This window comes from Streptomyces sp. NPDC004284 (genome assembly GCF_042874035.1).
Classification (GTDB): domain Bacteria; phylum Actinomycetota; class Actinomycetes; order Streptomycetales; family Streptomycetaceae; genus Streptomyces.
The window spans coordinates 40,688-63,300 of sequence record NZ_JBIAMJ010000001.1 but is presented as its reverse complement, the minus strand read 5'-3'; the positions used below and the strand labels follow the sequence as shown (position 1 = coordinate 63,300).

At 71.0% G+C, this 22,613-nt stretch carries 25 protein-coding genes; 22 read left to right on the top strand and 3 right to left on the bottom strand.

Annotation, left to right across the window (positions count from 1 at the left end; all coding sequences use genetic code 11):
- Positions 1-86 precede the first annotated feature (86 nt).
- Genes ACFYUS_RS00345 through ACFYUS_RS00335 form a run of 3 tightly spaced genes read left to right on the top strand, consistent with a single transcriptional unit; the run spans position 87 to position 1,553 of the window.
- Positions 87-362 (top strand): WhiB family transcriptional regulator, encoded by a 276-nt coding sequence (locus ACFYUS_RS00345; protein ID WP_388844057.1) that lies wholly within the window; start codon positions 87-89, stop codon positions 360-362.
- Positions 355-1,356: a hypothetical protein gene (locus tag ACFYUS_RS00340; protein WP_388844055.1), complete on the top strand. Its 1,002-nt coding sequence runs from the start codon at positions 355-357 to the stop codon at positions 1,354-1,356. Before ACFYUS_RS00345 ends, ACFYUS_RS00340 begins: the two co-directional genes overlap by 8 nt.
- A complete protein-coding gene (locus tag ACFYUS_RS00335) occupies positions 1,350-1,553 on the top strand; it encodes a hypothetical protein (RefSeq protein WP_388844053.1) in 204 nt (67 codons plus the stop codon). The genes ACFYUS_RS00340 and ACFYUS_RS00335 overlap by 7 nt, the downstream gene beginning before the upstream one ends.
- Positions 1,554-1,606: 53 nt before the next feature.
- Here the strand turns inward: ACFYUS_RS00335 and ACFYUS_RS00330 are convergent, their stop codons facing one another.
- Positions 1,607-2,431, bottom strand: a complete 825-nt coding sequence (locus tag ACFYUS_RS00330) for a hypothetical protein (protein ID WP_388844051.1) — start codon at positions 2,429-2,431, stop codon at positions 1,607-1,609.
- A gap of 678 nt (positions 2,432-3,109) precedes the next feature.
- Here ACFYUS_RS00330 and ACFYUS_RS00325 point away from each other — a divergent pair.
- The 4 genes from ACFYUS_RS00325 to ACFYUS_RS00310 all read left to right on the top strand — a co-directional run bounded on the left by ACFYUS_RS00325 (position 3,110) and on the right by ACFYUS_RS00310 (position 5,028).
- Entirely contained in the window at positions 3,110-3,517 is a 408-nt protein-coding gene (locus ACFYUS_RS00325; protein ID WP_388844049.1) for a hypothetical protein, read from the top strand.
- Positions 3,518-3,624: 107 nt separating this feature from the next.
- Positions 3,625-4,236: a phage tail protein gene (locus tag ACFYUS_RS00320; RefSeq protein WP_388844047.1), complete on the top strand. Its 612-nt coding sequence runs from the start codon at positions 3,625-3,627 to the stop codon at positions 4,234-4,236.
- Between the two features lie 88 nt (positions 4,237-4,324).
- Positions 4,325-4,615, top strand: coding sequence for a hypothetical protein (locus ACFYUS_RS00315; protein ID WP_388844045.1), 291 nt, complete (start codon positions 4,325-4,327; stop codon positions 4,613-4,615).
- Positions 4,616-4,734: 119 nt separating this feature from the next.
- Positions 4,735-5,028, top strand: coding sequence for a hypothetical protein (locus ACFYUS_RS00310; RefSeq protein ID WP_388844043.1), 294 nt, complete (start codon positions 4,735-4,737; stop codon positions 5,026-5,028).
- Between the two features lie 30 nt (positions 5,029-5,058).
- On the opposite strand, the gene ACFYUS_RS00305 is transcribed toward ACFYUS_RS00310, so the two are convergent.
- Positions 5,059-5,817 (bottom strand): hypothetical protein, encoded by a 759-nt coding sequence (locus tag ACFYUS_RS00305; RefSeq protein WP_388844041.1) that lies wholly within the window; start codon positions 5,815-5,817, stop codon positions 5,059-5,061.
- A gap of 306 nt (positions 5,818-6,123) precedes the next feature.
- Between ACFYUS_RS00305 and ACFYUS_RS00300 the strand changes: the two genes are divergently transcribed.
- The 15 genes from ACFYUS_RS00300 to ACFYUS_RS00230 all read left to right on the top strand — a co-directional run bounded on the left by ACFYUS_RS00300 (position 6,124) and on the right by ACFYUS_RS00230 (position 18,598).
- Positions 6,124-6,339: a hypothetical protein gene (locus ACFYUS_RS00300; protein WP_388844039.1), complete on the top strand. Its 216-nt coding sequence runs from the start codon at positions 6,124-6,126 to the stop codon at positions 6,337-6,339.
- A gap of 93 nt (positions 6,340-6,432) precedes the next feature.
- Positions 6,433-7,419, top strand: a complete 987-nt coding sequence (locus tag ACFYUS_RS00295; protein ID WP_388844037.1) for a hypothetical protein — start codon at positions 6,433-6,435, stop codon at positions 7,417-7,419.
- A gap of 29 nt (positions 7,420-7,448) precedes the next feature.
- Positions 7,449-8,651, top strand: a complete 1,203-nt coding sequence (locus ACFYUS_RS00290) for a phage tail protein (protein WP_388844035.1) — start codon at positions 7,449-7,451, stop codon at positions 8,649-8,651.
- Positions 8,648-9,898: a tape-measure protein gene (locus tag ACFYUS_RS00285; RefSeq protein WP_388844033.1), complete on the top strand. Its 1,251-nt coding sequence runs from the start codon at positions 8,648-8,650 to the stop codon at positions 9,896-9,898. Before ACFYUS_RS00290 ends, ACFYUS_RS00285 begins: the two co-directional genes overlap by 4 nt.
- 64 nt (positions 9,899-9,962) lie before the next feature.
- Complete coding sequence (locus ACFYUS_RS00280) at positions 9,963-10,886, top strand: phage distal tail protein (protein ID WP_388844032.1); 924 nt, start codon at positions 9,963-9,965, stop codon at positions 10,884-10,886.
- A gap of 51 nt (positions 10,887-10,937) precedes the next feature.
- Positions 10,938-12,134 (top strand): hypothetical protein, encoded by a 1,197-nt coding sequence (locus tag ACFYUS_RS00275; RefSeq protein WP_388844031.1) that lies wholly within the window; start codon positions 10,938-10,940, stop codon positions 12,132-12,134.
- A 34-nt stretch (positions 12,135-12,168) separates the two neighbouring features.
- A complete protein-coding gene (locus tag ACFYUS_RS00270; RefSeq protein WP_388844030.1) occupies positions 12,169-13,350 on the top strand; it encodes a hypothetical protein in 1,182 nt (393 codons plus the stop codon).
- Between the two features lie 42 nt (positions 13,351-13,392).
- Positions 13,393-14,538 carry a hypothetical protein gene (locus ACFYUS_RS00265; RefSeq protein ID WP_388844028.1) on the top strand — a complete coding sequence of 382 codons (1,146 nt, stop codon included), beginning with the start codon at positions 13,393-13,395 and terminating at the stop codon, positions 14,536-14,538.
- A gap of 12 nt (positions 14,539-14,550) precedes the next feature.
- A complete protein-coding gene (locus tag ACFYUS_RS00260; protein WP_388844026.1) occupies positions 14,551-15,681 on the top strand; it encodes a hypothetical protein in 1,131 nt (376 codons plus the stop codon).
- On the top strand, positions 15,681-16,250 hold the full coding sequence (locus tag ACFYUS_RS00255; protein ID WP_388844024.1) for a hypothetical protein: 570 nt from the start codon (positions 15,681-15,683) through the stop codon (positions 16,248-16,250). Before ACFYUS_RS00260 ends, ACFYUS_RS00255 begins: the two co-directional genes overlap by 1 nt.
- Before the next feature lie 17 nt (positions 16,251-16,267).
- Positions 16,268-16,648: an ATP-binding protein gene (locus ACFYUS_RS00250; RefSeq protein ID WP_388844023.1), complete on the top strand. Its 381-nt coding sequence runs from the start codon at positions 16,268-16,270 to the stop codon at positions 16,646-16,648.
- Positions 16,649-16,718: 70 nt separating this feature from the next.
- Positions 16,719-17,630, top strand: a complete 912-nt coding sequence (locus ACFYUS_RS00245; protein WP_388844022.1) for a peptidoglycan-binding protein — start codon at positions 16,719-16,721, stop codon at positions 17,628-17,630.
- 17 nt (positions 17,631-17,647) lie between these two features.
- Positions 17,648-17,881, top strand: coding sequence for a hypothetical protein (locus ACFYUS_RS00240; RefSeq protein WP_388844020.1), 234 nt, complete (start codon positions 17,648-17,650; stop codon positions 17,879-17,881).
- Positions 17,868-18,131, top strand: coding sequence for a hypothetical protein (locus ACFYUS_RS00235; protein ID WP_041130749.1), 264 nt, complete (start codon positions 17,868-17,870; stop codon positions 18,129-18,131). Before ACFYUS_RS00240 ends, ACFYUS_RS00235 begins: the two co-directional genes overlap by 14 nt.
- A 170-nt stretch (positions 18,132-18,301) precedes the next feature.
- Positions 18,302-18,598: a hypothetical protein gene (locus ACFYUS_RS00230; protein ID WP_388844018.1), complete on the top strand. Its 297-nt coding sequence runs from the start codon at positions 18,302-18,304 to the stop codon at positions 18,596-18,598.
- Positions 18,599-18,658: 60 nt separating this feature from the next.
- Here ACFYUS_RS00230 and ACFYUS_RS00225 read toward each other — a convergent pair whose 3' ends face one another.
- A complete protein-coding gene (locus tag ACFYUS_RS00225; RefSeq protein WP_189800405.1) occupies positions 18,659-22,558 on the bottom strand; it encodes a DNA-directed RNA polymerase subunit beta' in 3,900 nt (1,299 codons plus the stop codon).
- Positions 22,559-22,613 lie beyond the last annotated feature (55 nt).

Sequence of the window (22,613 nt, the reverse complement as noted above, 5' to 3'; positions counted from 1 at the left end):
CCGCCGCACTCGTCGGCCCCCTGAGCCCCAGGCGCCCCACCGGCCCCATGGACGGCCCGGGCGGGCCCCGGACCGTGGAGAACCCCTTGTTCGATCCCGACCCGTCCCCCTGGCAGGCCTCCGCCGCGTGCGCCGGCCTCTCCCCGTCCGTCGTCTTCGCCCGCCGCGCCAAGGAGGCGGCCCTCGCCCTGCGGGCCTGCGCCGGCTGCCCCGTCCGCAGCGAGTGCGAGACCGCGGTCGCCCCCGCCGAGAGCTACTTCGACGGCGTCTGCGCGGGCCGCCTCTGGCGCAACGGCCGCCCCGCAGACGCCCGCCGCGTCGCGAAGGCCCTCGCCACGACGGGAAGCGGCCGCCGTGACTGACCGCACCTCCCCCGGGACCGACCGCACCGCCCCGTCCACACCGCGCGACACCGCCACGCCCGGCCGGACCGCCGAGGCCTCGCGCACCGCCCCCGCCGTGTCCGCCCCGGCCACCGAGACCCCGCGCACCGCCCCCACCCGCGCGGCCCGGCCCGCGCGGCGCGACACCGTCGCGCCCGGCCAGGCCCCCCGTACCGCCCCCACCCGCACCGTCCGGCCCGCACCGCGTGACGGCGCCGCGTCCGGCCCGGCCGCCGAGGTCCCCCGCACCGACCCCGCCACCGCGCTGGTCCTGCGGGACGTCGCGCTCTGGACCGCTTCCCTCGTGCGGCAGTTCCCCGAGCTCGCGGAGGAGCTCGCGCCCGGGCGGCGGGGGCCTGCCGGGAGCGCGCCGGTGCCGCCCCCGGCAGGGCGTGACGAGCTCATCAGGGAGGAGCGGCGGGAGGCCCTGCTGCTTCAGCAGCGGCATGGGCTGGCCGTGCCCGGCCAGGGAGCGGCCCCGATCCGGCTGCACGTCTCGGACGCCATCCGGGACATCACCGACGGGGTGGTGGAGCTGGAGGAGGCGGTGTGCGCCCGGCTCACGCTGCCCCGCCCGCCCCGCGCCGGGGTGATCGACCGGCTCCGGCGCCTCGTGGGGCTGCTCGACCCGATCGCGGCCCACCCCGACCTGGCCCGGCACGTGCGGGACGAGATCCGCCGGATGGCCCGGCGGTGCGCCCGGACGCTCGGCGACACGGAGACGATCGTGCGGGTCTCGGGCCGCTGCCCCTGGTGCGACTCGGTGTCGCTGCGGGCGTTCCCGGACCGGCGCGCGGTGCTGTGCGTGAACCCGGCCTGTGTCTGCACGGACGAGGTGTGCGGCTGTCAGGACGACCCCGCCTACCGGCACCTGTGGACGGAGGACCGGTGGGAGGAGCTGTCGGAGGCCTCGGGGACCCGTACCGAGGAGATCGAAGCCGCGATGGACGACACGGAGGAGACCCCATGCTGAGCACGCCCGCCCTGCCCACGATGGTCCCCGGCCCGCTGGCCGCCGAGGAGGCGGGAGTGGCGCCCGCGACGATCCGCAAGTGGGTCCAGCTGGGCCACCTGCGGGCCGCGGGCCGGGCGGGCCGGGCGCAGCTCTTCCGCCTGGAGGACGTCTTCGCGGCGGAACGGCTGGCCCGCCGCCGCCCGCGTACCGCCTGACCGCCCGTCACCGCAGCGCCCCGAGTCCGGTTCCCCGGACTCGGGGCGCTTCGTCATGCCTCCAGGAAGCGGCGCAGCGAGTCCGTCAGGACGGTGGCGAAGCGGTCGCGGGTCTCCTCGGGGACGCGGTCGAGGGAGAGGTACGGGTTGAGGTCCTCCAGCTCGACGAGGAGCAGCCCGCCGTCGGGGGCGCGGCAGGCGTCGACGCGCTGGATGCCGTGGTCGAGGGTGTTCCAGTCGATGAAGCGGCGGGCGAAGTCCAGGTCGTCGGGGGTGGGTTCGTACGGCTCCAGGACCCAGCGGCGCTCGGGGTCGGGGGCGTACAGCGCGTACTGGAAGAGGTCGTCGACGAAGTAGAAGGAGACCTCGTACCGGAAGTCGACGCGCGGCTGTACGAGGACCTCCCCGTACGCGAGGCCGGCGAGCTCCTCGTACGGGAGGAACCTCAGCCCTATGGAGTCGGCGCCGGCCTTGGGCTTGACCGCGTAGCGCTCGGCCTCCGGCAGGAGGTGGAGGTCCTCGGGCCGGTCGGCGGTGGGGATGACGGGGAGCCCTGCGGCGGTCAGGTCGAGGAGGTACTGCTTGCCGGCCATGTCGCCGCGGCCGTTGAGCGGGTTGTAGACGCGGGTGCCGCGGGCCAGGGCCTGCTCGCGGAAGGCCTCGTACTCCTCCTGGTACCCGAGGACGGGTCCGCTGTTGCGCACGACGACGGCGTCGAAGCCGTCCATGAGCGCGGCCGCGTCGAGCGGATGACAGAGCGCCAGGTCGAAGGCCGCCCGCAGCCGGGCGGTGAGCTGGACGTCCTCGTCGCCGTAGCGGCGCCCCCGGGCCGGATAGGCGAGGTCGGTCACGTAGAGCAGGCGGGGGCGGGCGGACACGGGGCGGCTCCTGTGGTCGGGGCGATCAACCTATCGGCCACCTGCACGATGCCTGGGGTACGGGGCGGCCCCGCCGACGGGGCCCGGCCGCGCGGGTCGCCCGTGCGGGGCGCCCGTGCGGGGCGCCCGGAGGGCCGTCCGACGGAACCGTCCACACGGAGCCCGTCCGGCGGGGCCTGTCCGCGCAGAGCCCCTGGAGGATCGCCCGCACCGGGGCCGTCCACGCAGGACGCCCGGAGGGCCGCCCGACGGAACCGTCCACACGGAGCCCGTCCGGCGGGGCCTGTCCGCGCAGAGCCCCTGGAGGATCGCCCGCACCGGGGTCGCCCACGCAGGGCGCCCGAAGGGCCGCCCGCACGGGGGCCGTCCGACGGGGTCGCCCGCGCAGGGCCCGGGGGGATCGCCCGCGCAAGCCCTCCGCGCAGGGCACCGTGCAAGCCCTCCGCGCAGGGCGCCGCGCAGGGTGTCCGGAGGTTCGTCCACGGATCGCGTCCAGAACTAGTTGCGTGCGCGCACGCTCCCTGTCACAGTTGGTGCAGCGGCGGAGCTGTGCCCGCGAGACGGGCCGCAGTCTCCGCCGTCCGCCGTCCGGGAGCGCTCCGCGCCCCCTCCCCGTCCCGCGTCGAGCGCCCCGGACGGCCGGCCTTTCCGCCCCTCTTCCTCCTGAGGAGAACCGTCATGACCACTCCCCCGAGTGCGTTCCCGGACGTCGAGAAGCTGGTCGTCGACGTCCTCAAGGCCGACCCGGCGCTGGCCGGCGTCACGGTCGCCGCGCAGGCGCCGGCCGGCTTCGACGGGACGCAGAGCACGGTCCTGGTGAACCGCCGCGGCGGCGCCTGGATCGGCGATCTGCACGTCGACAAGCCGCTGATCGAGTTCGAGGTGTACGGGCCGAGCAAGACCGCGGCCCACGTCCTCGCCAACGCCGCCCGGAAGGCCCTGCTCGCCACCCTCGGCAAGCAGCTCGGCGCCAACTTCGTCAGCGACGTCGAGGAGCAGGACGGGCCGCGCTGGATGCCCGACTACCTCTACCGGGGCGCCAACCGCTACCTCTGCGTCATCCAGCTCTCGCTGAACGTCTTCTAGACCTCCAGCGACCCACAGACCAGGCCTCGCCGTCCGGCGGGGCCTTTGCCGTACCCGGAGCCGGTCTCCGGGGACCGGCAGCCCTCATCACACAAGGAGAAACCACCATGGCAGGAAACAACTCCGCCGAGATCCGCGTCGCAGGCATCGGCAAGCTCTACGTCGCCGACGCCGGCACCTCCCTCCCCGCCGCCTTCGGCACGGACTCCGCCGCCGACTGGTCCGGCGCGGGCTGGAAGGACCTCGGCTTCACCTCCGGCGACGGCGTCACGTTCTCGAAGAAGGACAAGCTGGAGGCCATCGACTCGTGGCAGTCGGTCTCCCCGGTCCACTACATCTACTCGAGCCGTGACCTGTCGCTGAAGTTCTCGATGCTCCAGTTCAACGAGGACACGCTGCCGTTCTTCATGGGCGGCGACTCCGTCAAGGCGGAGCCGACCCCGGCCGTCGACACGTACCGCTACGAGATCGCCGAGCGTCCGTTCTCGGACGTGCGCGCCCTCGGCCTGGAGTTCACCGACGTCAAGGCCGGTGGCACGACCGCGGTGAAGTACCGCTTCATCATCCCGCGCGGCCAGGTCACCGCCACCGACGACATCAAGCTGGCCCGCAAGGCGGCGTCCCAGCTGGGCGTCACCTTCACGGCCATGTCGAAGGGCGACGGCAAGCCGCTGGCGACCTTCCTCATGAAGGACAACCAGTACTCCGCGACCGTCTGATCCTTCTCCACCCGGGGCGGGACGGCCGACCGCCGTCCCGCCCCGCCCCTCTCCTCTTCACTCACTCGAACAAGGAGTACGCATCACCATGGCCCGTTTCGACGTCAACGCCGCCCGCGCCCAGCGACTGGAGGCCCACGGCCGCAGCTGGTCGTTCGAACTGGACGGCGAGTCCTACACGCTTCCCACCGAGCTGTCCCGCAAGACCGCGAAGGCGCTGCGCAGGCTCGACGACAACGACGTGGACGGTCTGCTCGAACTCCTGATGGGTGAGGAGCAGTACGCCCGCTTCGAGGAGCACGACCTCACGATGCAGGACGTCGCCGCCATCCTGGAGGCCTACGGCAAGGAGACCGGGCTCGGCCTGGGGGAAGACTGAGCCTCGTCGAGTTCGCCGACGAACACGCCGAGGCCCTCGAAGCGGACCTGCTCCGCTACTACGCCGCCGATCTCCTCGACTGGTACCGGGGCGAGCTCTCCAGCCGGCGCCTGACGGTCATGATCAAGCACCTTCCGGCGGACAGCGCGGTGCAGCGCGAGATCCACGGGGAGGCGGCGGAGTGGTCGCTCACCGACCATCTGCTCGCCGCCACCGTGGACCACCTGGCCGCCGCCAACTGGATGTTCCAGTGCGTCAACACCGGCGAGGACGACGAGACCCCGGACCCGCCGAAGCCCGTCCCCCGGCCCGGCGTCGCGGACGAGGGCGGGGAGGAGCAGGGCGAGGGGTCCGCGGAGGAGGGTGCCGGTCCGGCGGTCTCCCCTTCGGCGCTCGCCCGCTTCTTCGGCTGACGCCCCCTGCGCCCCCGGATCCCGCTCCCCTCAGGAGGCGGGGTCCGGGGGCACTTCCTGTGCTCGCTCGGCCAGTTCGTCCTCCAGGGTCCTGGCCCGTTCGGAGAGCCGGCGGCCGCGCCGCTCGGGGGTCCCGCCGGTCTGGCCGGGGACGCCGTTGAGCGGGGGCACGATCGGGCGGCCGCCCTTGCCGCGGACGACCTTCCGTACGGGCTGGGTGTTCCTTCGGGGGCGGCTGTCCTGGGAGTTCACCCGCTCGTCCGGTTCGGGCTCGGGCTCCGCCTCGGGTACGGGTACGGGCTCCGGCTCGGCCTCGTGCGCGGGCGCGGGCTCCGGCTCGTGCTCCGGCTCGGGGCGCTGTTCGAACAGTTCGCGCTCCCGGCGGACGCGCTCCTCGGCGTCGACCACCGCGGCCGGGGGTTCCATGAGCCGGGCGAAGGGCAGCGCGATGACGCGGGCGCCCTCGCCGTGGGCGTCCGTGCGCCGCTGCGGGCGCCGTATGCCCCGCGCGTCGCCCTGCCCCTGGGCGTACGCGTCGGCCACGCGCCGCTCGTACTCCCTGCGGATGCGCGGGAGTTCGTCGGAGACGGCCTCGGCCCAGCCGGCGGTGAACGCGGCGGTCTCGCGGCGGTCCACCTCGGCGCGGGGCAGCACGACGAGGTCCTCCGGGGCGTACCCGGCGACGTGGACGAGTTCGGCGAGCCGCGCGAAGAGATGAGGCAGATCAGGGTGGGATTCGAGCCAGTCGGTGACCTGCTCGCGCCGGTTACCTGCCGGCTCCGTTTCCATGCGTCAGCACTGCCTTCCAACCCCCTGGGGTCCCCACGCGCCCCTCGCGTCCCCCGGCTCCCCGAATAAGTCAGGTCCAGGGAACGCGTCCTCCAGAGTACCCCGGGTCGAACACCAGCTCCGTTCCGGACCAATACCCCTGAGGAACCCGCAGGAAGACACACCGTCAGACGTTTCCCGCTCGACAAACATCGAGCACTTGTTCCACACTCTGTTCGCACAACAGTTCGAACACGTGGTGCCCCCGCTCCTCACTCCGCGGCGCCGCCACACCCGCACGGGTAAGCAACCGGAAGGCAGGCGTCCATGACTCAGCAGGCCGAGGCATCCCGACCGCACATCCCGCTCCAGGACCGCCTCCGCCAGCTCCTCGACGGACCCGTCGCCCTCGACAAGAGAGCGCTGCTCGGCACGCTGTGCGCCGAGGTCTCCCGCTACGAGACCCTCGCGTACACGGCGGGCTGGAACGACGCCCTCGCGACGACGCGGCGCGGCTCCCGCCGGGGCGAGGACGCCGTGTAGCCGCGCCGGCTGCCCCCTTACGAACGAGCCCCTGCCGGGACCGGCAGGGGCTTTTCGGCGCTTGGCCCTCACCGGCCGGAAGCGGAGCAATCCATGGCAGACCAGCATGACGAGATCCTCGCCAAAATCGCCGAGGTGAAGACGGAGCTCGACGAGGTCAAGAAGGAGGTCGGCACACCGAAGGCCGCCACGAACACGGACCTCGACAAGAAGACCCAGGAGATCATCGCCGCGGTCAAGGAGGGAAAGGACGAGAAGAAGGAGGCCTGGGAAGCCGTCCTCGAAGGACTCGGCTTCAAGGACATGGTCGCCGCCTTCAAGGACCAGTCCTCGCTGACCAGCGCCCTCCCCCTGGCCTTCGGCGCCCTCGGTGTCCTGCTGATCGGAAAGATCTTCGATCTCGGAAAGCTCTTCAACGCGGGCCTCGAGAAGCTCACGAGGGCGATCGGCCGCGCGCGCGGCAACGCGGGCGCCGAGGGCCGGATCCTCGCGATGACCGACAGCGGTCTCCCCTGGGCGCGCAGGCGCGCCGAGGCGGAGGCGGCGCCGGTCATCGCCATGGCCGCGAGCACGCTCACCCCCACCGAGCTCACGAACCTCAAGTCCGCGCTCGAAGCCGTCAACCCCCGCATCCGGGACTTCAACACCGAGGCCCGGAAGATGCCCTCCCACCGCAAGCTGACCCAGGCGGGCAACGCGATCAGCACCAAGCTCAACCCCGCCGTCTCGGCGGCCAACCCCACCCTGATCGGCCAGATCGCCGAAAAGCTCGACAAGCTCACCGACGCCGTGAAGGAGTACAACACCCACCGCCTGGACGTCGGCGCGCTCAACAAGCTCAACAAGGCCGTCGACAAGTCCAACCCCGAAAAGGTCAAGGACCTCGCCAAGGCGATGGGCAAGCTCGTGGGCGCCCAGCAGCGCTTCACACCAGGGGCCCTTCCCGACCCGGGCCAGATGAGGACGGCGGCTCAGGCCGCGAAGGAACTCGCCCGCGCGGGCGGAGACGTGGCCCGGGCGTTCAACGACCTCAAGCTGGCCGCTCGCCGCGCCAGGGACGAAATCGCCCCCACCGCCTGATCCCCACCCACCTCGGAAGGAGGTAACCCATGTCTCTCTTCAGCGCCTCGAAGAAGGCGGCCGACACCCTGCGCGGCCTCAAGACGCAGGCATCCGGCGCCGCCGGCGACATCAAGAAGGTCGGGGACGCCGGCAACGGCGCGTCCGGTCAGCTCAAGAACCTCAAGTCCGGTGCCCAGGACTCCAGTACCCAGCTCAAGAACCTCAAGACCGCCTCGGACAACGCCGAGAAGGCCATGACGAAGGCCGGCAAGACCGGCGAGACCGCCGGGACGAAGCTCGGCAAGTACGAGTCCGGCGCGGGCAAGGCGTCCAAGGGCCAGGACAAGCTCAACAAGTCGATGAAGGGCAATCTCCTCGCCCGCCTCGTCGAGCTCTTCATGCCTCTCATCGAGAAGGTCGTCGAGATGGCGATGCAATCGAAGACGATGCAGAAGATCATCAAGAAGGCCTTCGACGCGATCAAGGTCGTGATCAGCGCCGTCATGAAGGCCATCGGCCCGATCATGAAGCAGGCCGGGCAGCTGATCAAGAAGGTCTGGGACGGCATCAAGAAGGCCGTCTCCGTCGTCGTCAAGGCCGTCGCCACCGTCATCAAGACGTACGTCAACATCTGGAAGACCGTCATCACCACGGTGATGAAGGCGATCAAGACGGTCATCAGCACCGTCTGGAACGGCATCAAGTCCGTCATCACCCCGGTGGTGAACTGGATCAAGTCGGCGATCCCCAGCGCCTTCACCGCCGTCAAGGACAAGATGTCCTCCATCTGGAACGGCCTCAGGGACATCGCGTCCCGGGCGTTCGAGGGCATCAAGAGCGGTGTGTCCGGACCGGTCAACGCCGTCATCAGCCTGATCAACCGCATGATCAACGCGGTCAACGGGGTCAAGGTCAGCGTCCCCGGCTGGGTCCCGATCGTCGGCGGCAAGACCTTCGGCGTGCACATCCCGACCATCCCGATGCTCGCCACCGGTGGTGTCGTCATGCCCCGCAACGGCGGTGTCCCGGCGATCCTCGCCGAGGCCGGCGAGGCCGAGGCCGTCCTGCCGCTGTCCAAGCTGGACCGGCTGCTCGCCATGACCGCCCGCCGCGCCCGCATGACCGCGCAGCTCCAGGCGGGCAGCGGCGGCGGTGCCGGGCTGCACATCGAGCACTACCACGCGGCCCGTAACAGCGACCCGCAGTCCACGGCGGACGCGCTGATGTACCTGGCGAAGGCACGCGGATGAGTGCCGTCGCGGCCTTCCCGAACCCGTTCCGCGGCGGCCTGCCGGTGATGAACTCCCTCAAGCGGGGCCTCGGCCAGGCGGGCGACGGACTGAAGCGGCTCACACAGGACGCGCAGCGGGCGTCCGGCGGTCTGGACAAGTTCGCCGCCGGGCTCCGTACGGCAGGCACCTCCGTACGCACCATCGGCAGGAACGCGTCCGGCGCCGTCGGCTCCGTCCGCCGGATCCAGCGGTCCAAGGCCGTCACCGGCATGAAGAAGATCGGCACTGCGGCGGGCAAGGCGGGGACCGTGGCCGGGCTGTTCGCCGGCCCCGCCGTCGGCATGCTCCTGGAGATGCTCCTCCCGCTGCTGCCCTTCGTCGACACGATCACCAAGCTCATGGACACCTACGGCACGGTGATGGAGATCGCCTCCGTCGCCATGACCGGCGTCAACCTCGCGATGCGCGGCAACCCGCTCGGCTTCCTCGCCGGCATCCTCGTCCCGGTCGCCGCGTGGCTCATCGAGTACGCGGTGAACACCGAGACCGGCCAGCGGATCATCAAGCAGGTCATGCAGCAGGCCCTGAAGGGCTTCCAGGCGGTCTGGAAGTTCCTCCAGCCGGTCCTGGAGCTGATCGGCCAGGCGGTCTCGACCTACTTCAAGGCCTACCTGACCGTCTTCACGACCTTCCTCAAGGTCATCGGGGATGCCGTCAACGGCTTCTCCCACGTCCGGTCCTCCGTCGCCTCCGCCACCAACGCCCTGCACGGCATCGCCTCCCGCACCATCGGCGGCATCAAGGACGCGATCCACCCCTTCCTGTCCTTCTTCACCGACAAGGTCCCCGGGTTCTTCCGGCACGCCAAGGACGCCGTCGGCAAGGCCCTGCACGGCATGGGCGAGCTGATCAAGGGCGCCCTGACCGCCGTGCTGGGGGTCGTGAAGGGACCGATCAACGGGCTCATCGCCTTCGCCAACTGGATCATCGACGGGCTCAACAAGCTGAGCTTCGACTTCCTCGGCAAGCACTTCGGCGTCGACATCGACAAGATCCCGATGCTCGCCGAGGGCGGTCTCGTCTTCCCCGGCGCCGACAGCGCGCCGCGCATCGACCCGCTCACCGTCCTCGAACAGCGGCGCGTCCCGGCCCTCGCCGAGGCCCCCCGGCAGCCCCACCGCATCACGGAGTTCCACGAGGATCCGGGCGCCGGCCCGCGGTCGACCGCCGAGGACCTGCTGTTCCTCCTCGCCGCCCACGGCTGAGGCCCCACGCACCAGACAGACCGCCAGAAGCCCGACAGCCCCTCAGAAGTGAGGTGACGGCCCCATGGCCGAGACCACAACCACATACGCCGGAAGCAGCCTCACCGCCGACCTCGCGCCCGGCTCGCTGATCACCCAGGACGGGCAGATCCAGTGGGCCGGGCTCCTCATCGGCCCCGGCACGCCGTTCAACGTCGACCGGACCGGTCTCCAGGGCTGGGAGGACCTGCCCGAGTACGACTCCTCCGATGCCGACCGGCCCACCTCGCACGGCGCCTGGCCCGGCTCCCGCTACGCCAAGCCGCGCAAGATCAGCGGCACGATCGTGCTGATGCCGGAGTACGACGCCGCCGCGGAGGCCATCCGCGCCCTGCGCCAGTCGCTCGCCCTCCTCGACGAGGAGCGCTGGTTCACCGTCCGGCTGCACGGCGAACTCCTCGCCGTCCGCGCCCGGATCGCCCAGCGCGTGGTCCCCGCGGACCAGGGCTTCGCCACCCAGGGCAGCTCGAAGATGTCCATCCAGTGGCTCGCCTCCGACCCGCGCCGCTACACGGTCTACGAGCAGTCCGCCTCCACCACCCCGCCGCAGCCCGAGTCGGGCCTGACCTGGCCGCTGGTCTGGCCGCTCGACTGGGGCCAGGCCAAGTCCACCGGTGACGCCGTCGCCGAGAACACCGGCTCCGCCGCCACCCACCCGGTGATCGTCTTCCGCGGCCCCTGCTCCATGCCGACCGTCACCGAGCGGGTCTCCAAGCGCCGGCTGCGGTACGCGATCGACCTGGCCGCCGGCGACGAGCTCGTCGTCGACACCGCCAACGGCACGGTGACGCTCAACAACACCGCCTCCCGCCGGCACACCGCGATGGCCGACTCCAGCCCCGAGGAGCTGTTCCTCCTCGAACCGGGCCGCACGGAGCTGGCGTTCCGGCCCGACGCGGCCACCCCCGAGGCGCTGATGACCGTCCGCTGGCGCAGCGCCGAGTGGTGACCGCCGCCTAGGCGACGCCCCCCCTCCCGACCCCACAGAAGAGGTGAACCCATGACCGTACGGGCCGCCTGGCTCCAGACCAACGGGCAGACCCGCGAGGACACCCGGATCGCCCTGTCCGCGCTGCTCACCCCCAGCAGCGGGAGCGCCACCTCGCCCCCGCTGCGCTCGCGGCCCGGCATCGTGCCGGGCGGCTTCGCGCTGACCGGTGACTCCGCGATGCAGTGCAGCATCGGCACCGGCCGGGCCGTCGTCCAGGGCTACGAGACCGCCCAGGGCGCGTACATGATCGCGGTGACCGCCCCCGAGACGTTCACCGTCGCCGACGGCGACCCGCAGTACGGCCGGATCGACGTCATCGAACTGGCCGTCCTCGACGACGCCTACGACAAGAGCGGCGCCACCAACGCCGTGATCCGGCTGGTCAAGGGCACGCCCTCGGCCACCCCCCAGATCCCGGCCTCGGGCCCCGGCAGCTCCTTCCAGCTCTACACGATCTCCGTCCCGGCCGGCACCTCCGCCGGCACCGGCGGCGTCCAGTGGAACGCCCCGGGCGTCGTCACCACCAAGCACTATCCGATGACGGCGCTCGGCGGCATCATGCCGACCAGCGGTTTCAACGGCGTGTACGTCGGCCAGTACCGGGACGTCTCGGGACAGCTCCAGCGCTGGGACGGCACGACCTGGCAGCCGTACGCGAAGGCGATCGGCGGCATCGCCCCGAACGGCACGATGACCACCGGCGGCTACACCGGCCAGTACCGCGACAACGCCGGCATCCTGCAGCGCTGGGACGGCTCGGCCTGGCAGTACGCCGAAGGCAAGGCGACCATCCTCTTCAGCGCCTCGCAGACCTCGATGCAGAGCGTGCCGCAGAACGCCTGGACGACGATCACCCTGAACTACGTCGACATCGACGACTTCAACGGCTGGAACGGCACCGACAGCTTCGTCGTCCCGCGCACCGGCTGGTGGCGGGTCGGCGCCAACATCAACTGGTACGGCGTCGACTCCACCAGCGGTGTGCGCGGCGCCCGCCTCCTCGTCGGCGGCGTCGGCTACTCCCGGATGACCTGGATGACCGCGGCGTCCATGGGCACCACGAGCGTCGGCGGCGACGGCCTGGTCAAGCTCACCGCCGGCAACGTGCTCCAGCTCGCGGGCTACCACAACGCCACCGCGCCGGTCCGCACCCTCGGCGGCTCCGGCTACTACACGACCCTCACCGCCCAGTGGATCCGGTCCTGAACCGCCTTCCCCGTACACCTTCTTGGAGAAGTCCATGAACCTGCGCAGCAGCTGGGTCGCCGAGACCGGCCAGACCCGCGAGGACACCCGCCTGACCCAGACCCCGACCACCATGATCAACCCCGTCCAGGTGCGCTCCGGCATCCTGCCGGGCTCCTACAGCGGCCAGTGGCGGCTCTCCGGCTTCTGGATGACCGGCGCCTCCGCGATGACGGCGACCGTCTCCGAGGGCCGGGCCGTCATCCAGGGAGACATCTCGCAGGGCGTCTACCCGGTGACCCTGCCGGCCTCCGAGCCGGTCACCTTCACCGCCGGCAACGCCACCTACGGCCGGATCGACCTGGTCGTCCTCAAGGTCTACGACAAGCTCTACGACGGCGGCACCCGCAACGAGGCCGTCATCGAGGTCATCCAGGGCGTGCCGGAGGCCAGCCCGAAGGCGCCGGCCACCCCGGCGCGCAGCCTCCCGCTGTACGAGGTGACGGTGCCCGCGAACGCCAGCGCGGGCAACGGCGGCATCCCGTGGAACACCTCCCTGAAGGACCTGCGCACCCCGGTCGTCGCGGCCGGCGGCATCCTCCCGGTCGAGGGCCCGGTGCTGCCGGGCGCCCACCCGGGCGCGTACCAGGACGCCCCGAACAACCAGCTGCAGCGCTGGGACGGCGGCAAGTGGGTCGCCTACCCGGAGGCGATCGGCGGCATCGTGCCGAGCTCGGCGTCCACCCTGCCGGGCAGCTACGTCGGCCAGTACCGGGACGGCGCGGGCGGCCGGATCGAGCGCTGGAACGGCTCGGCGTGGGCGCCCGCCGTTCCGGGGCCGTACTTCACCGACTCGCTGACCTCCAGCTACACCACCTCGACGACCTGGGTGAACACGCTCACCAACCGGGACGTGGTGTCCCTCTCCTTCGTCGCCCCGGCCTCGCGGCAGGTCCTGCTCTCCTACGGCTCTCGGATCCAGCTCGTCGGCACGGGCTCCGGGGTCGGCTTCATGGGCGTGAAGGTCACCACGGGCGCGACCGTCCACAGCGACGTGAACGACTCGAACGCGGTGGTCGCCGCCTCCCCCGGCAACGTCTCCATGGCCACCGTCCAGCGCCTCCAGAACCTCACGGCCGGCGCCACGTACACGGTCACCGCCTACTACCGGGGCACCAACAGCGCGCTGCAGACCTGGTTCAACAACACGTACCTCCAGGTCACCCCGCAGCACTGAGCCCAGGCCACCCGCCCGCCGCCCACCGACAGGAGTCCACCCATGCCCGTACGTTCCGGATGGCTGATGCCCACCGGGCAGACCCGCCAGAACACCCGCATCACCAACATCGGCGCCACCACCCCCGTCAACCCGCTCGGCGTCCGGTCCGGCATCCTGCCCGGCACGTACGACGGCAAGTACCGGGTCGGCGGCCTGTGGATGAGCTCGACCGGCCCGATGACGGCCACCGTCTACGCCGGCAGGGCCGTCGTCCAGGGCGCCGCCGTCACCGACGGCGCCTACCCGGTCGCCCTCGACGAGGACATGACCGTCACCTTCGCCGACGGCGACCCGCTCAACGACCGCATCGACCTCGTGGTGGTCCGCGTCTACGACAACGACGTGGACGCCACCGGCAAGTACGACGCCGGCATCGAGATCGTCAAGGGCACCCCGGCGGCCGCCCCCGTCGCCCCGGCCGCCCCCGCCCGCTCCCTGACGCTGTTCACGGTCAAGGTGAAGAAGGGCGCGTCGGCCGGCACCGGCGGCATCGACTGGGCGGGCGGCGCCTCCACCGACCTGCGCACCACGACCGTCTCCTCCGGCGGCATCCTGCCCGTCTACAACAACGCGGGCGTGCCCGGCGCCTACCCGGGCCAGTACCAGGACAACGACAACGCCCACTTCCTCCAGCGCTGGGACGGCACCGCCTGGGTCGCCTACCCCAAGGAGATCGGCGGCATCGCGCCCAGCGGCACGGTGACCACCGGCAGCTACAGCGGCCAGTACCGGGACTACAACGGCGGTCAGCTCCAGCGCTGGAACGGCAGCGCCTGGGTGGTCTACCAGCCGCCGGTCGAGATCGAGACCACCAACACCGGCGCCACGCCGTACGTCAACTGGACGGTGACGTCCTTCAACGGCCGCAAGACCAAGGGCGGCCTGTGCACCATCAACATCCTCGTCACCCGCACCGGCGCCGACGTCACCTCCAGCGCCGCCGGCAACGTCCCCGACGAGCAGCTGTGCGTCCTCCCGGCCGGCTGGCGGCCCGGCCTCGACTACGAGGCCACCGCCAGCGACGGCTACGGGGACGGCGCCGCGACGGTCTACACCAGCGGCGAGGTCAAGCTCCGCACCTGGTCCGCCAACGGTCTCCTGACCGCGGGCCGCGGCATCCGCATCACCGCCACCTACGTCCTGTAAGGAGGTCCCCCGATGGCCATCGACACGCCCTACCGGGCGATCTTCTGCGACCTGCTCACCGACCAGACGCTCGACATCCTCCCCCTGCGGGACGTCTCGTTCGACGACTACATCGGCAAGGCCGGCTCGCTCTCCGGCACGATCCCCATCCCCGACAAGGCCATCGCCGACCGCGTCAAGAAGGTCCGGGAGGGCCGCACCGCGGTCTACCTGGAGCGCGGCGGCGACCTGTGGTGGGGCGGCATCGTCTGGACCAGCACCCTGCAGTCCAGCGGCCGCGGGGTGCTGACCCTCGGCATCCAGGCCGCCACCTTCGACTCGTACGCCGGACGCCGCCGCATCCGTACGGACATCACGTACAACACCCCCACCGACCAGGTGGAGATCGCCCGCCGGCTCTGGCGCGAGCTCGACGTCCAGACCTACCCCGACGCCCCCGAGGGCCAGGACCCCCGCCGCCTCGGGATCTCCTACGGCGACGAGGTCCCCAAGTACAAGAAGACGGCCTCGTGGCGCAAGGGCGACGAGACCGTCTACCTGGAGGCGCTCGACCAGCTCGCCGCCACCGAGAACGGCTTCGAGTACCAGATCCTGGTCTACCGCGACCCGGTCACCGGGCAGCGGATCCGGCAGCTCCGCCTCGGCGAGCCCAAGATCGTCATCGGCGCGACCGACCTGGTCTTCGACCGGCCCGGCGTCATCCTGTCGTACTCCTTCCCGTACGACGCCACCCGCGGCGGCACCACCGCCCTGGCCCGCGGCGCCTCCACCAACACCAACGCGGCCGCCGAGTCCCGGCCGATCTACTCCACCCAGCAGTACGCCAGCGACCTGCTCGTGGACGGCTGGCCGCTGATCGACCTGTCCTCGGACCACAACGAGATCACCGACCCGCTCGCGCTCGACTCGGTGGCCGCCACCGAGCTCGACCAGGCCCGCGGCGCCGTCGTGATCCCCTCGGTCTCCATCCACCTCGGCGGGATCGTCCCGCCGCAGCTCCTCGGCCGCGTCGCCCGCATCCGGATCACCGACGAGTGGTACTCCCAGGGCCTCGACGCCCGCTACCGCATCATCGGCGCCAAGGTCACTCCCCCGGAGCGCGGCCGCCCCGACACCGCCGAGCTCTACCTCGAGGAGGCCTGATGCCCCAGCTGCCCGAGGACATCATCGACCGGCTCAACCAGATGGAACGCCGGATCAAGGCCCTGTCCACGGCCGTGAACACCCGTCCCGCCGTCAACGAGTTCCGCCCCCCGCCGTCCGACAGCGTCACCATCACCCGGCCGCTGTTCCGGATCTTCGACGGCTACAACCACGAGATCTTCGCCGACGACATCATGACCGGCGGCCTCGCCCGGCCCTGGCTCCAGCTCATGCCGCCGCTGGCCACCGACCCGGCCAAGTGGCCCTCCACCACCGCCCCCGCCTTCACCACCGTCGCCCGCTGCATGAACCCCATCTGGCAGCCGAAGATGCGCCTCTCCGTCTACACGGCGGCGTCGAGCGGCGGCACCGGCCAGGTGCGGGTCCTCGTCGACGGCGCCCCCTTCGGCCCCACGGTCACCGCGGGCACCACCTACGACTACCTCGGTCTGCTCCCCGGCGACATGAAGACCCGGTTCGGACAGACGATGACCATCGAGATCCAGGCCCTGGCCAGTGCCGGCACGGTCTACGCCCAGCCCGCCCTCATCCACGGCGCCCAGACCTGACCCGGGAGGACCACCCCATGAACATCGACCCCACCCAGCCCTGGGGCGTGGCCATCGACTACGCGGGCCGCGCCACCGTCACCGAGGGCGGCCACACCCTCGTCGTCCGCGTGTACGACAACACCATGGGCTACACCCTGCAGCGCGACCCGGTCACCGGCCAGTACCCCTCGGTGTACGTCACCGCCGAGGTCACCGAGAAGGGCACCGGCGACGCCGTCCTGCGCGGCTCCGGCCTGATCGTCGTGGACGCGCGCGACGGCGTCCCGGCCGTCCCCGACCAGACCGCCGTCCAGCGCGCGGTGACGGCCGCCCTCGCCGACTTCGAGGCCGGCCGGGCCGCCTTCACGGCCCTGTGCGCGGCCTGGGCCCCGACGGCCCCGGCGCCCGCCCCGTAACAGTCCCCCCACCCCGCACGCCCGACCGGCTTCCCCGGCTCGGGCCTTTTTCATGTCCGGAGGACACCAGATGGCCACTCCCCTCACCGCGGACCGGTTCGTCGCCGCGCTCCGCGCCGAAGGCGTCGACGTCGTCGAGCACCCCGGCTGGCGCACCCACAACCGCAACCACGTCGGCGCCTGGGGCCCGGTCACCGGCGTGATCATCCACCACACCGTCTCCGCCGGCACCGCCAACTCCGTCGAGATGTGCTTCAACGGATACGAAGGACTCCCGGGCCCGCTCTGCCACGGCGTCATCGCCAAGGACGGCAGCGTCCACCTCGTCGCCAACGGCCGCGCCAACCACGCCGGCGGCGGCGACCCGTCCGTCCTCCGGGCCGTGATCAGCGAGACGTACGGCGAGCGGCCGCCCACCCCGCGCGAGCACCAGGGCAGCGCCGGCGCCGTCGACGGCAACTCCCGCTTCTACGGCTTCGAATGCGTCAACCTCGGCGACGGCACCGACCCCTGGCCGCCCGCCCAGCTCGACGCCATCGAACGGGTCTCCGCCGCCCTGTGCCGGGCCCACGGCTGGGGCGCCCGCTCCGTCATCGGCCACAAGGAGTGGTCCGACTGGAAGGACGACCCCAGGGGCTTCGCCATGCCGACGATGCGCGACCGCGTCCAGGCCCGGCTGAACAAGGCCCCCGCCAAGTCCTCCCCCGACGCGGGCAAGCCGGCCGCCCCCCGCCTCCAGCCCTTCCCGGGCACCTCGTTCTTCCGCGCGGAGACGAGCTCCCCGATCATCACCGCCATGGGCCGCCGCCTCGTCGCCGAGGGCTGCTCCGCGTACACCGTCGGCCCGAGCCCCCGCTGGGGCGAGGCCGACCGGCTCAGCTACGCCAAGTGGCAGCACAAGCTCGGCTTCCGCGGCTCCGACGCCGACGGCATCCCGGGCGCCGCCTCCTGGAACGCCCTCAAGGTCCCGTACACGAAGTAACCGCAAGGAGCACAGTGATGTCCGATGCCGCCAAGCGCACGGCCCGTACCGTCCTCCAGTCCGCCGTCGGCATCGCCGTCGTGCTCCCCGCGATCGTCGACGCCTCCGGCATCCCCGCGACCCTCCCCTGGGTCGCCGGGGCGCTGGCCGTCGCCGGCGGACTGGCCCGGGTGATGGCCCTCGACCCGGTGCAGAACCTGCTGCCGTCCTGGCTGCGCCCCACCCAGGGCGGTGCCGATGACCGAGCCTGACCCGAACGACCCCGTCGCCGTCGCCCTCGAACTGGAGCGGCTCCGCGGCACCCTCGAGGCCGGCTTCGCCCGCGTCGACGGCTCGCTCGCCCTGCTCGTCCAGCGCAGCGACCAGACCGACAAACAACTCGCCGACCACGAGGCCCGCCTCGACGCCCTGGAACGCGCCCGCTGGCCCCTCGCCAGCATCGGCGCCCTCGCCGCGGTCGCCACGGTCGCCGTCACGGCCTGGGAACTCGCGGCCCGCTGAAACCCCACCCCCGGCGGCGGGGCCCCGACCCCACCGCCGGGACGGCCCCGCCCCTTGCCGGGCCCCGGCAGGAAGAACCTCCCCGTACGGCCGGTTCGCGGCCCTGTCCCCCCGGGCCGTCCGGGCGGACACTGCAGAAGAGCTCGACCAGCCGACGAAGGGGGACCGTCATGGCGACGGACGACCGAGACCCGCCCGTATCCCCGCACCTCCCGTCCAGCGATCCCGACGCGGGCGTCGACGTCGACGTCGACGTCCGGCTCACCGTCATCGAGTACGGCGCGGTGGCCGCCGAGTACGCCGCCGCCGCGACCCATCCGGACACGCCCCGGGCGATCGTGGACGACTACGCCATCGTGGTCGACGCCCTCGCGCTCGCCCGCCGGGTCCCCGCCGAGGACGCCCCCGCCGTCCTCGCCGTCGGCACCCGCGCGCTCCTGCGCGTGCACCGCGCGCTCCTCGGCTAGCGGAACGCCGAAGGGCGGCCACCCCGCACGGGGTGACCGCCCTTCGGTCAAGCGACTCGCTTACTGGTTGTACGGACCGTAGTCGTAGTCCTCCAGCGGAACGGCCTGGCCGGAGCCCGAGCCGAACGGCGAGTAGTCGATGTCGTCGTAGCCGACGGCCGAGTACATCGCGGCCTTGGCCTCCTCGGTCGGCTCGACCCGGATGTTGCGGTAGCGGGACAGACCCGTACCGGCCGGGATGAGCTTACCGATGATGACGTTCTCCTTGAGGCCGATGAGGCTGTCGGACTTGGCGTTGATCGCCGCATCCGTCAGGACTCGGGTCGTCTCCTGGAAGGAGGCGGCCGACAGCCAGGACTCCGTCGCCAGCGAGGCCTTGGTGATACCCATCAGCTGCGGACGGCCGGAGGCGGGGTGACCGCCCTCGGTGACCACACGACGGTTCTCGGTCTCGAACTTCGAACGCTCGACCAGCTCGCCCGGCAGGAGCTCCGCGTCGCCGGACTCGATGATCGTCACGCGGCGCAGCATCTGCCGGATGATGATCTCGATGTGCTTGTCGTGGATCGACACGCCCTGCGAGTTGTAGACCTTCTGGACTTCGCCGACCAGGTGGACCTGGACCGCGCGCTGACCGAGGATCCGGAGCACGTCGTGCGGGTTGGTGGCACCCACGGTGAGCTTCTGGCCCACCTCGACGTGGTCGCCCTCGCCCACGAGCAGACGGGCACGCTTCGAGATCGGGAACGCCGTCTCGTCGGTGCCGTCGTCCGGGGTGACGACGATCTTCTTGGTCTTCTCGGTCTCCTCGATGCGGACGCGACCGGCCGCCTCGGAGATCGGGGCGACACCCTTCGGCTGCCGCGCCTCGAAGAGCTCGACGACACGGGGCAGACCCTGGGTGATGTCGTCACCGGCCACACCACCGGTGTGGAAGGTACGCATCGTCAGCTGGGTACCGGGCTCACCGATGGACTGGGCGGCGATGATGCCGACCGCCTCACCGATGTCGACCAGCTTGCCGGTGGCGAGCGAACGGCCGTAGCAGAACGCACAGGTGCCGACGGCGGACTCACAGGTCAGGACCGAACGGGTCTTGACCTCCTCGACGCCCGCGTTGACCAGGGCGTCGATGAGCACGTCACCCAGGTCGACGTTGGCCGGCGCGATGACCTTGCCGTCGACGACGACGTCCTCGGCGAGCATCCGCGCGTACACGGAGGTCTCGACGTCGTCCGTCTTCCGCAGGACACCGGCCTCGTCCTTGGCCGCGATCCGCAGCTTCAGACCGCGCTCGGTGCCACAGTCCTCCTCGCGGATGATGACGTCCTGCGAGACGTCCACCAGACGACGGGTCAGGTAACCCGAGTCGGCGGTACGCAGGGCGGTGTCGGCGAGACCCTTACGGGCACCGTGCGTGGAGATGAAGTACTCGAGGACGGTGAGGCCCTCGCGGAACGACGCCTTGATGGGACGCGGGATCGTCTCGTTCTTGGCGTTGGACACCAGACCACGCATACCGGCGATCTGACGCATCTGCATCATGTTTCCTCGGGCACCCGAGTCAACCATCATGAAGATGGGGTTCGTCCGCGGGAAGTTCGCGTTCATCGCCTCGGCGACCTCGTTGGTCGCCTTGGTCCAGATCGCGATGAGCTCCTGCGTGCGCTCTTCCTTGGTGATCAGACCGCGCTCGTACTGCTTCTGGACCTTCTCGTCCTGCGCCTCGTAGCCCTTGACGATCTCCTTCTTCGCCTCGGGAACGACGACGTCGGAGATGGCCACGGTGACGCCGGAACGGGTCGCCCAGTAGAAGCCCGCCGCCTTCAGGTTGTCGAGCGTCGCCGCCACGATGACCTTGGGGTAGCGCTCGGCGAGGTCGTTGACGATCTCGGAGAGCTGCTTCTTGCCGACGGAGTAGTCGACGAACGGGTAGTCCTCGGGCAGCAGCTCGTTGAAGAGCGCGCGGCCCAGGGTCGTCCGCAGACGGAACGTGTCACCCTGCTGCCACTCCGGCTCGCCCTCCTCCGCGACCGGGGGAACCCAGCCACGCGGAGCGACGGTGCCGACGGGGAAGCGGATCTCGATCTCCGACTGGAGCGCGAGCTCGCCGGCGTCGAACGCCATGATCGCCTCGGCCGTGGAGCCGAACGCGCGGCCCTCGCCCTTGGTGTCACGGAGCTCGCCGTCGGTGGTCAGGAAGAACAGACCGAGGACCATGTCCTGGGTCGGCATCGTGACCGGACGGCCGTCGGCCGGCTTCAGGATGTTGTTCGAGGACAGCATCAGGATGCGGGCCTCGGCCTGCGCCTCCGCGGAGAGCGGCAGGTGGACGGCCATCTGGTCACCGTCGAAGTCCGCGTTGAACGCGGTGCAGACGAGCGGGTGGATCTGGATGGCCTTGCCCTCGACCAGCTGCGGCTCGAAGGCCTGGATGCCGAGGCGGTGCAGCGTGGGCGCACGGTTCAGCAGGACCGGGTGCTCGGCGATGACCTCTTCGAGGACGTCGTACACGACCGTGCGGCCGCGCTCGACCATCCGCTTGGCGGACTTGATGTTCTGCGCGTGGTTCAGGTCGACCAGGCGCTTCATCACGAACGGCTTGAAGAGCTCCAGCGCCATGGCCTTCGGCAGACCGCACTGGTGCAGCTTGAGCTGCGGGCCGACGACGATGACGGAACGCGCCGAGTAGTCGACACGCTTGCCGAGCAGGTTCTGACGGAATCGACCCTGCTTGCCCTTCAGCATGTCGCTGAGGGACTTCAGCGGACGGTTGCCGGGGCCCGTGACCGGGCGACCACGACGGCCGTTGTCGAAGAGGGCGTCGACCGCCTCCTGGAGCATCCGCTTCTCGTTGTTCACGATGATCTCGGGGGCACCGAGGTCGAGCAGACGCTTCAGACGGTTGTTGCGGTTGATCACGCGGCGGTACAGGTCGTTCAGGTCGGAGGTCGCGAAGCGGCCACCGTCCAGCTGCACCATCGGACGCAGGTCCGGCGGGATGACCGGCACGCAGTCGAGAACCATGCCCTTGGGGCTGTTCGCGGTCTGCAGGAACGCGGAGACGACCTTGAGGCGCTTGAGCGCACGGGTCTTCTTCTGGCCCTTGCCGGTACGGATGATCTCGCGGAGGCGCTCGGCCTCCTCGTCGAGGTCGAAGGACTCCAGGCGCTTCTGCAGCGCCGCGGCACCCATCGAACCGTCGAAGTACGTGCCGAAGCGGTCACGCAGCTCGCGGTAGAGGAGCTCGTCGCCCTCCAGGTCCTGGACCTTGAGGTTCTTGAAGCGGGACCAGACCTCGTCCAGACGGTCGATCTCGCGCTGCGCGCGGTCGCGCAGCTGCTTCATCTCGCGCTCGGCACCCTCGCGCACCTTGCGGCGCACGTCGGCCTTGGCGCCCTCGGCCTCCAGCTCGGCGAGGTCGTTCTCGAGCTTCTTGGCGCGGGCCTCCAGGTCGGAGTCGCGACGGTTCTCGATCTGCTGACGCTCGACGGAGACGTGCGCCTCCAGGGAGGGCAGGTCACGCGTACGACGCTCGTCGTCGACGTACGTGATCATGTACGCCGCGAAGTAGATGACCTTCTCCAGGTCCTTCGGGGCGAGGTCGAGCAGGTAGCCAAGGCGCGAGGGAACGCCCTTGAAGTACCAGATGTGGGTGACGGGGGCGGCGAGCTCGATGTGGCCCATCCGCTCACGGCGCACCTTGGCGCGGGTGACCTCGACGCCACACCGCTCACAGATGATGCCCTTGAAGCGGACGCGCTTGTACTTGCCGCAGTAGCACTCCCAGTCCCGGGTCGGACCGAAGATCTTCTCGCAGAAGAGTCCGTCCTTTTCGGGCTTCAGGGTGCGGTAGTTGATGGTCTCCGGCTTCTTGACCTCGCCGTGGCTCCACTGACGGATGTCGTCAGCGGTGGCCAGACCGATCCGGAGCTCGTCGAAGAAGTTGACGTCGAGCACTATGCGTCAATCCCTCTCAGGGTTGTAAGGCTGTGGGGTCTGATACGGGGGTCCT

What these genes read in the sequence shown, in the direction of transcription:
- ACFYUS_RS00245 (WP_388844022.1), top strand. Translation starts at nt 16,719, where the DNA reads ATGGCCACTCCCCTCACCGCGGACCGGTTCGTCGCCGCGCTCCGCGCC.
- ACFYUS_RS00335 (WP_388844053.1), top strand. Translation starts at nt 1,350, where the DNA reads ATGCTGAGCACGCCCGCCCTGCCCACGATGGTCCCCGGCCCGCTGGCC.
- ACFYUS_RS00310 (WP_388844043.1), top strand. Translation starts at nt 4,735, where the DNA reads ATGATCAAGCACCTTCCGGCGGACAGCGCGGTGCAGCGCGAGATCCAC.
- ACFYUS_RS00315 (WP_388844045.1), top strand. Translation starts at nt 4,325, where the DNA reads ATGGCCCGTTTCGACGTCAACGCCGCCCGCGCCCAGCGACTGGAGGCC.
- ACFYUS_RS00260 (WP_388844026.1), top strand. Translation starts at nt 14,551, where the DNA reads ATGGCCATCGACACGCCCTACCGGGCGATCTTCTGCGACCTGCTCACC.
- ACFYUS_RS00320 (WP_388844047.1), top strand. Translation starts at nt 3,625, where the DNA reads ATGGCAGGAAACAACTCCGCCGAGATCCGCGTCGCAGGCATCGGCAAG.
- ACFYUS_RS00300 (WP_388844039.1), top strand. Translation starts at nt 6,124, where the DNA reads ATGACTCAGCAGGCCGAGGCATCCCGACCGCACATCCCGCTCCAGGAC.
- ACFYUS_RS00265 (WP_388844028.1), top strand. Translation starts at nt 13,393, where the DNA reads ATGCCCGTACGTTCCGGATGGCTGATGCCCACCGGGCAGACCCGCCAG.
- ACFYUS_RS00250 (WP_388844023.1), top strand. Translation starts at nt 16,268, where the DNA reads ATGAACATCGACCCCACCCAGCCCTGGGGCGTGGCCATCGACTACGCG.
- ACFYUS_RS00270 (WP_388844030.1), top strand. Translation starts at nt 12,169, where the DNA reads ATGAACCTGCGCAGCAGCTGGGTCGCCGAGACCGGCCAGACCCGCGAG.
- ACFYUS_RS00240 (WP_388844020.1), top strand. Translation starts at nt 17,648, where the DNA reads ATGTCCGATGCCGCCAAGCGCACGGCCCGTACCGTCCTCCAGTCCGCC.
- ACFYUS_RS00235 (WP_041130749.1), top strand. Translation starts at nt 17,868, where the DNA reads ATGACCGAGCCTGACCCGAACGACCCCGTCGCCGTCGCCCTCGAACTG.
- ACFYUS_RS00280 (WP_388844032.1), top strand. Translation starts at nt 9,963, where the DNA reads ATGGCCGAGACCACAACCACATACGCCGGAAGCAGCCTCACCGCCGAC.
- ACFYUS_RS00230 (WP_388844018.1), top strand. Translation starts at nt 18,302, where the DNA reads ATGGCGACGGACGACCGAGACCCGCCCGTATCCCCGCACCTCCCGTCC.
- ACFYUS_RS00290 (WP_388844035.1), top strand. Translation starts at nt 7,449, where the DNA reads ATGTCTCTCTTCAGCGCCTCGAAGAAGGCGGCCGACACCCTGCGCGGC.
- ACFYUS_RS00255 (WP_388844024.1), top strand. Translation starts at nt 15,681, where the DNA reads ATGCCCCAGCTGCCCGAGGACATCATCGACCGGCTCAACCAGATGGAA.
- ACFYUS_RS00295 (WP_388844037.1), top strand. Translation starts at nt 6,433, where the DNA reads ATGGCAGACCAGCATGACGAGATCCTCGCCAAAATCGCCGAGGTGAAG.
- ACFYUS_RS00325 (WP_388844049.1), top strand. Translation starts at nt 3,110, where the DNA reads ATGACCACTCCCCCGAGTGCGTTCCCGGACGTCGAGAAGCTGGTCGTC.
- ACFYUS_RS00305 (WP_388844041.1), bottom strand. Translation starts at nt 5,817, where the DNA reads ATGGAAACGGAGCCGGCAGGTAACCGGCGCGAGCAGGTCACCGACTGG.
- ACFYUS_RS00285 (WP_388844033.1), top strand. Translation starts at nt 8,648, where the DNA reads ATGAGTGCCGTCGCGGCCTTCCCGAACCCGTTCCGCGGCGGCCTGCCG.
- ACFYUS_RS00275 (WP_388844031.1), top strand. Translation starts at nt 10,938, where the DNA reads ATGACCGTACGGGCCGCCTGGCTCCAGACCAACGGGCAGACCCGCGAG.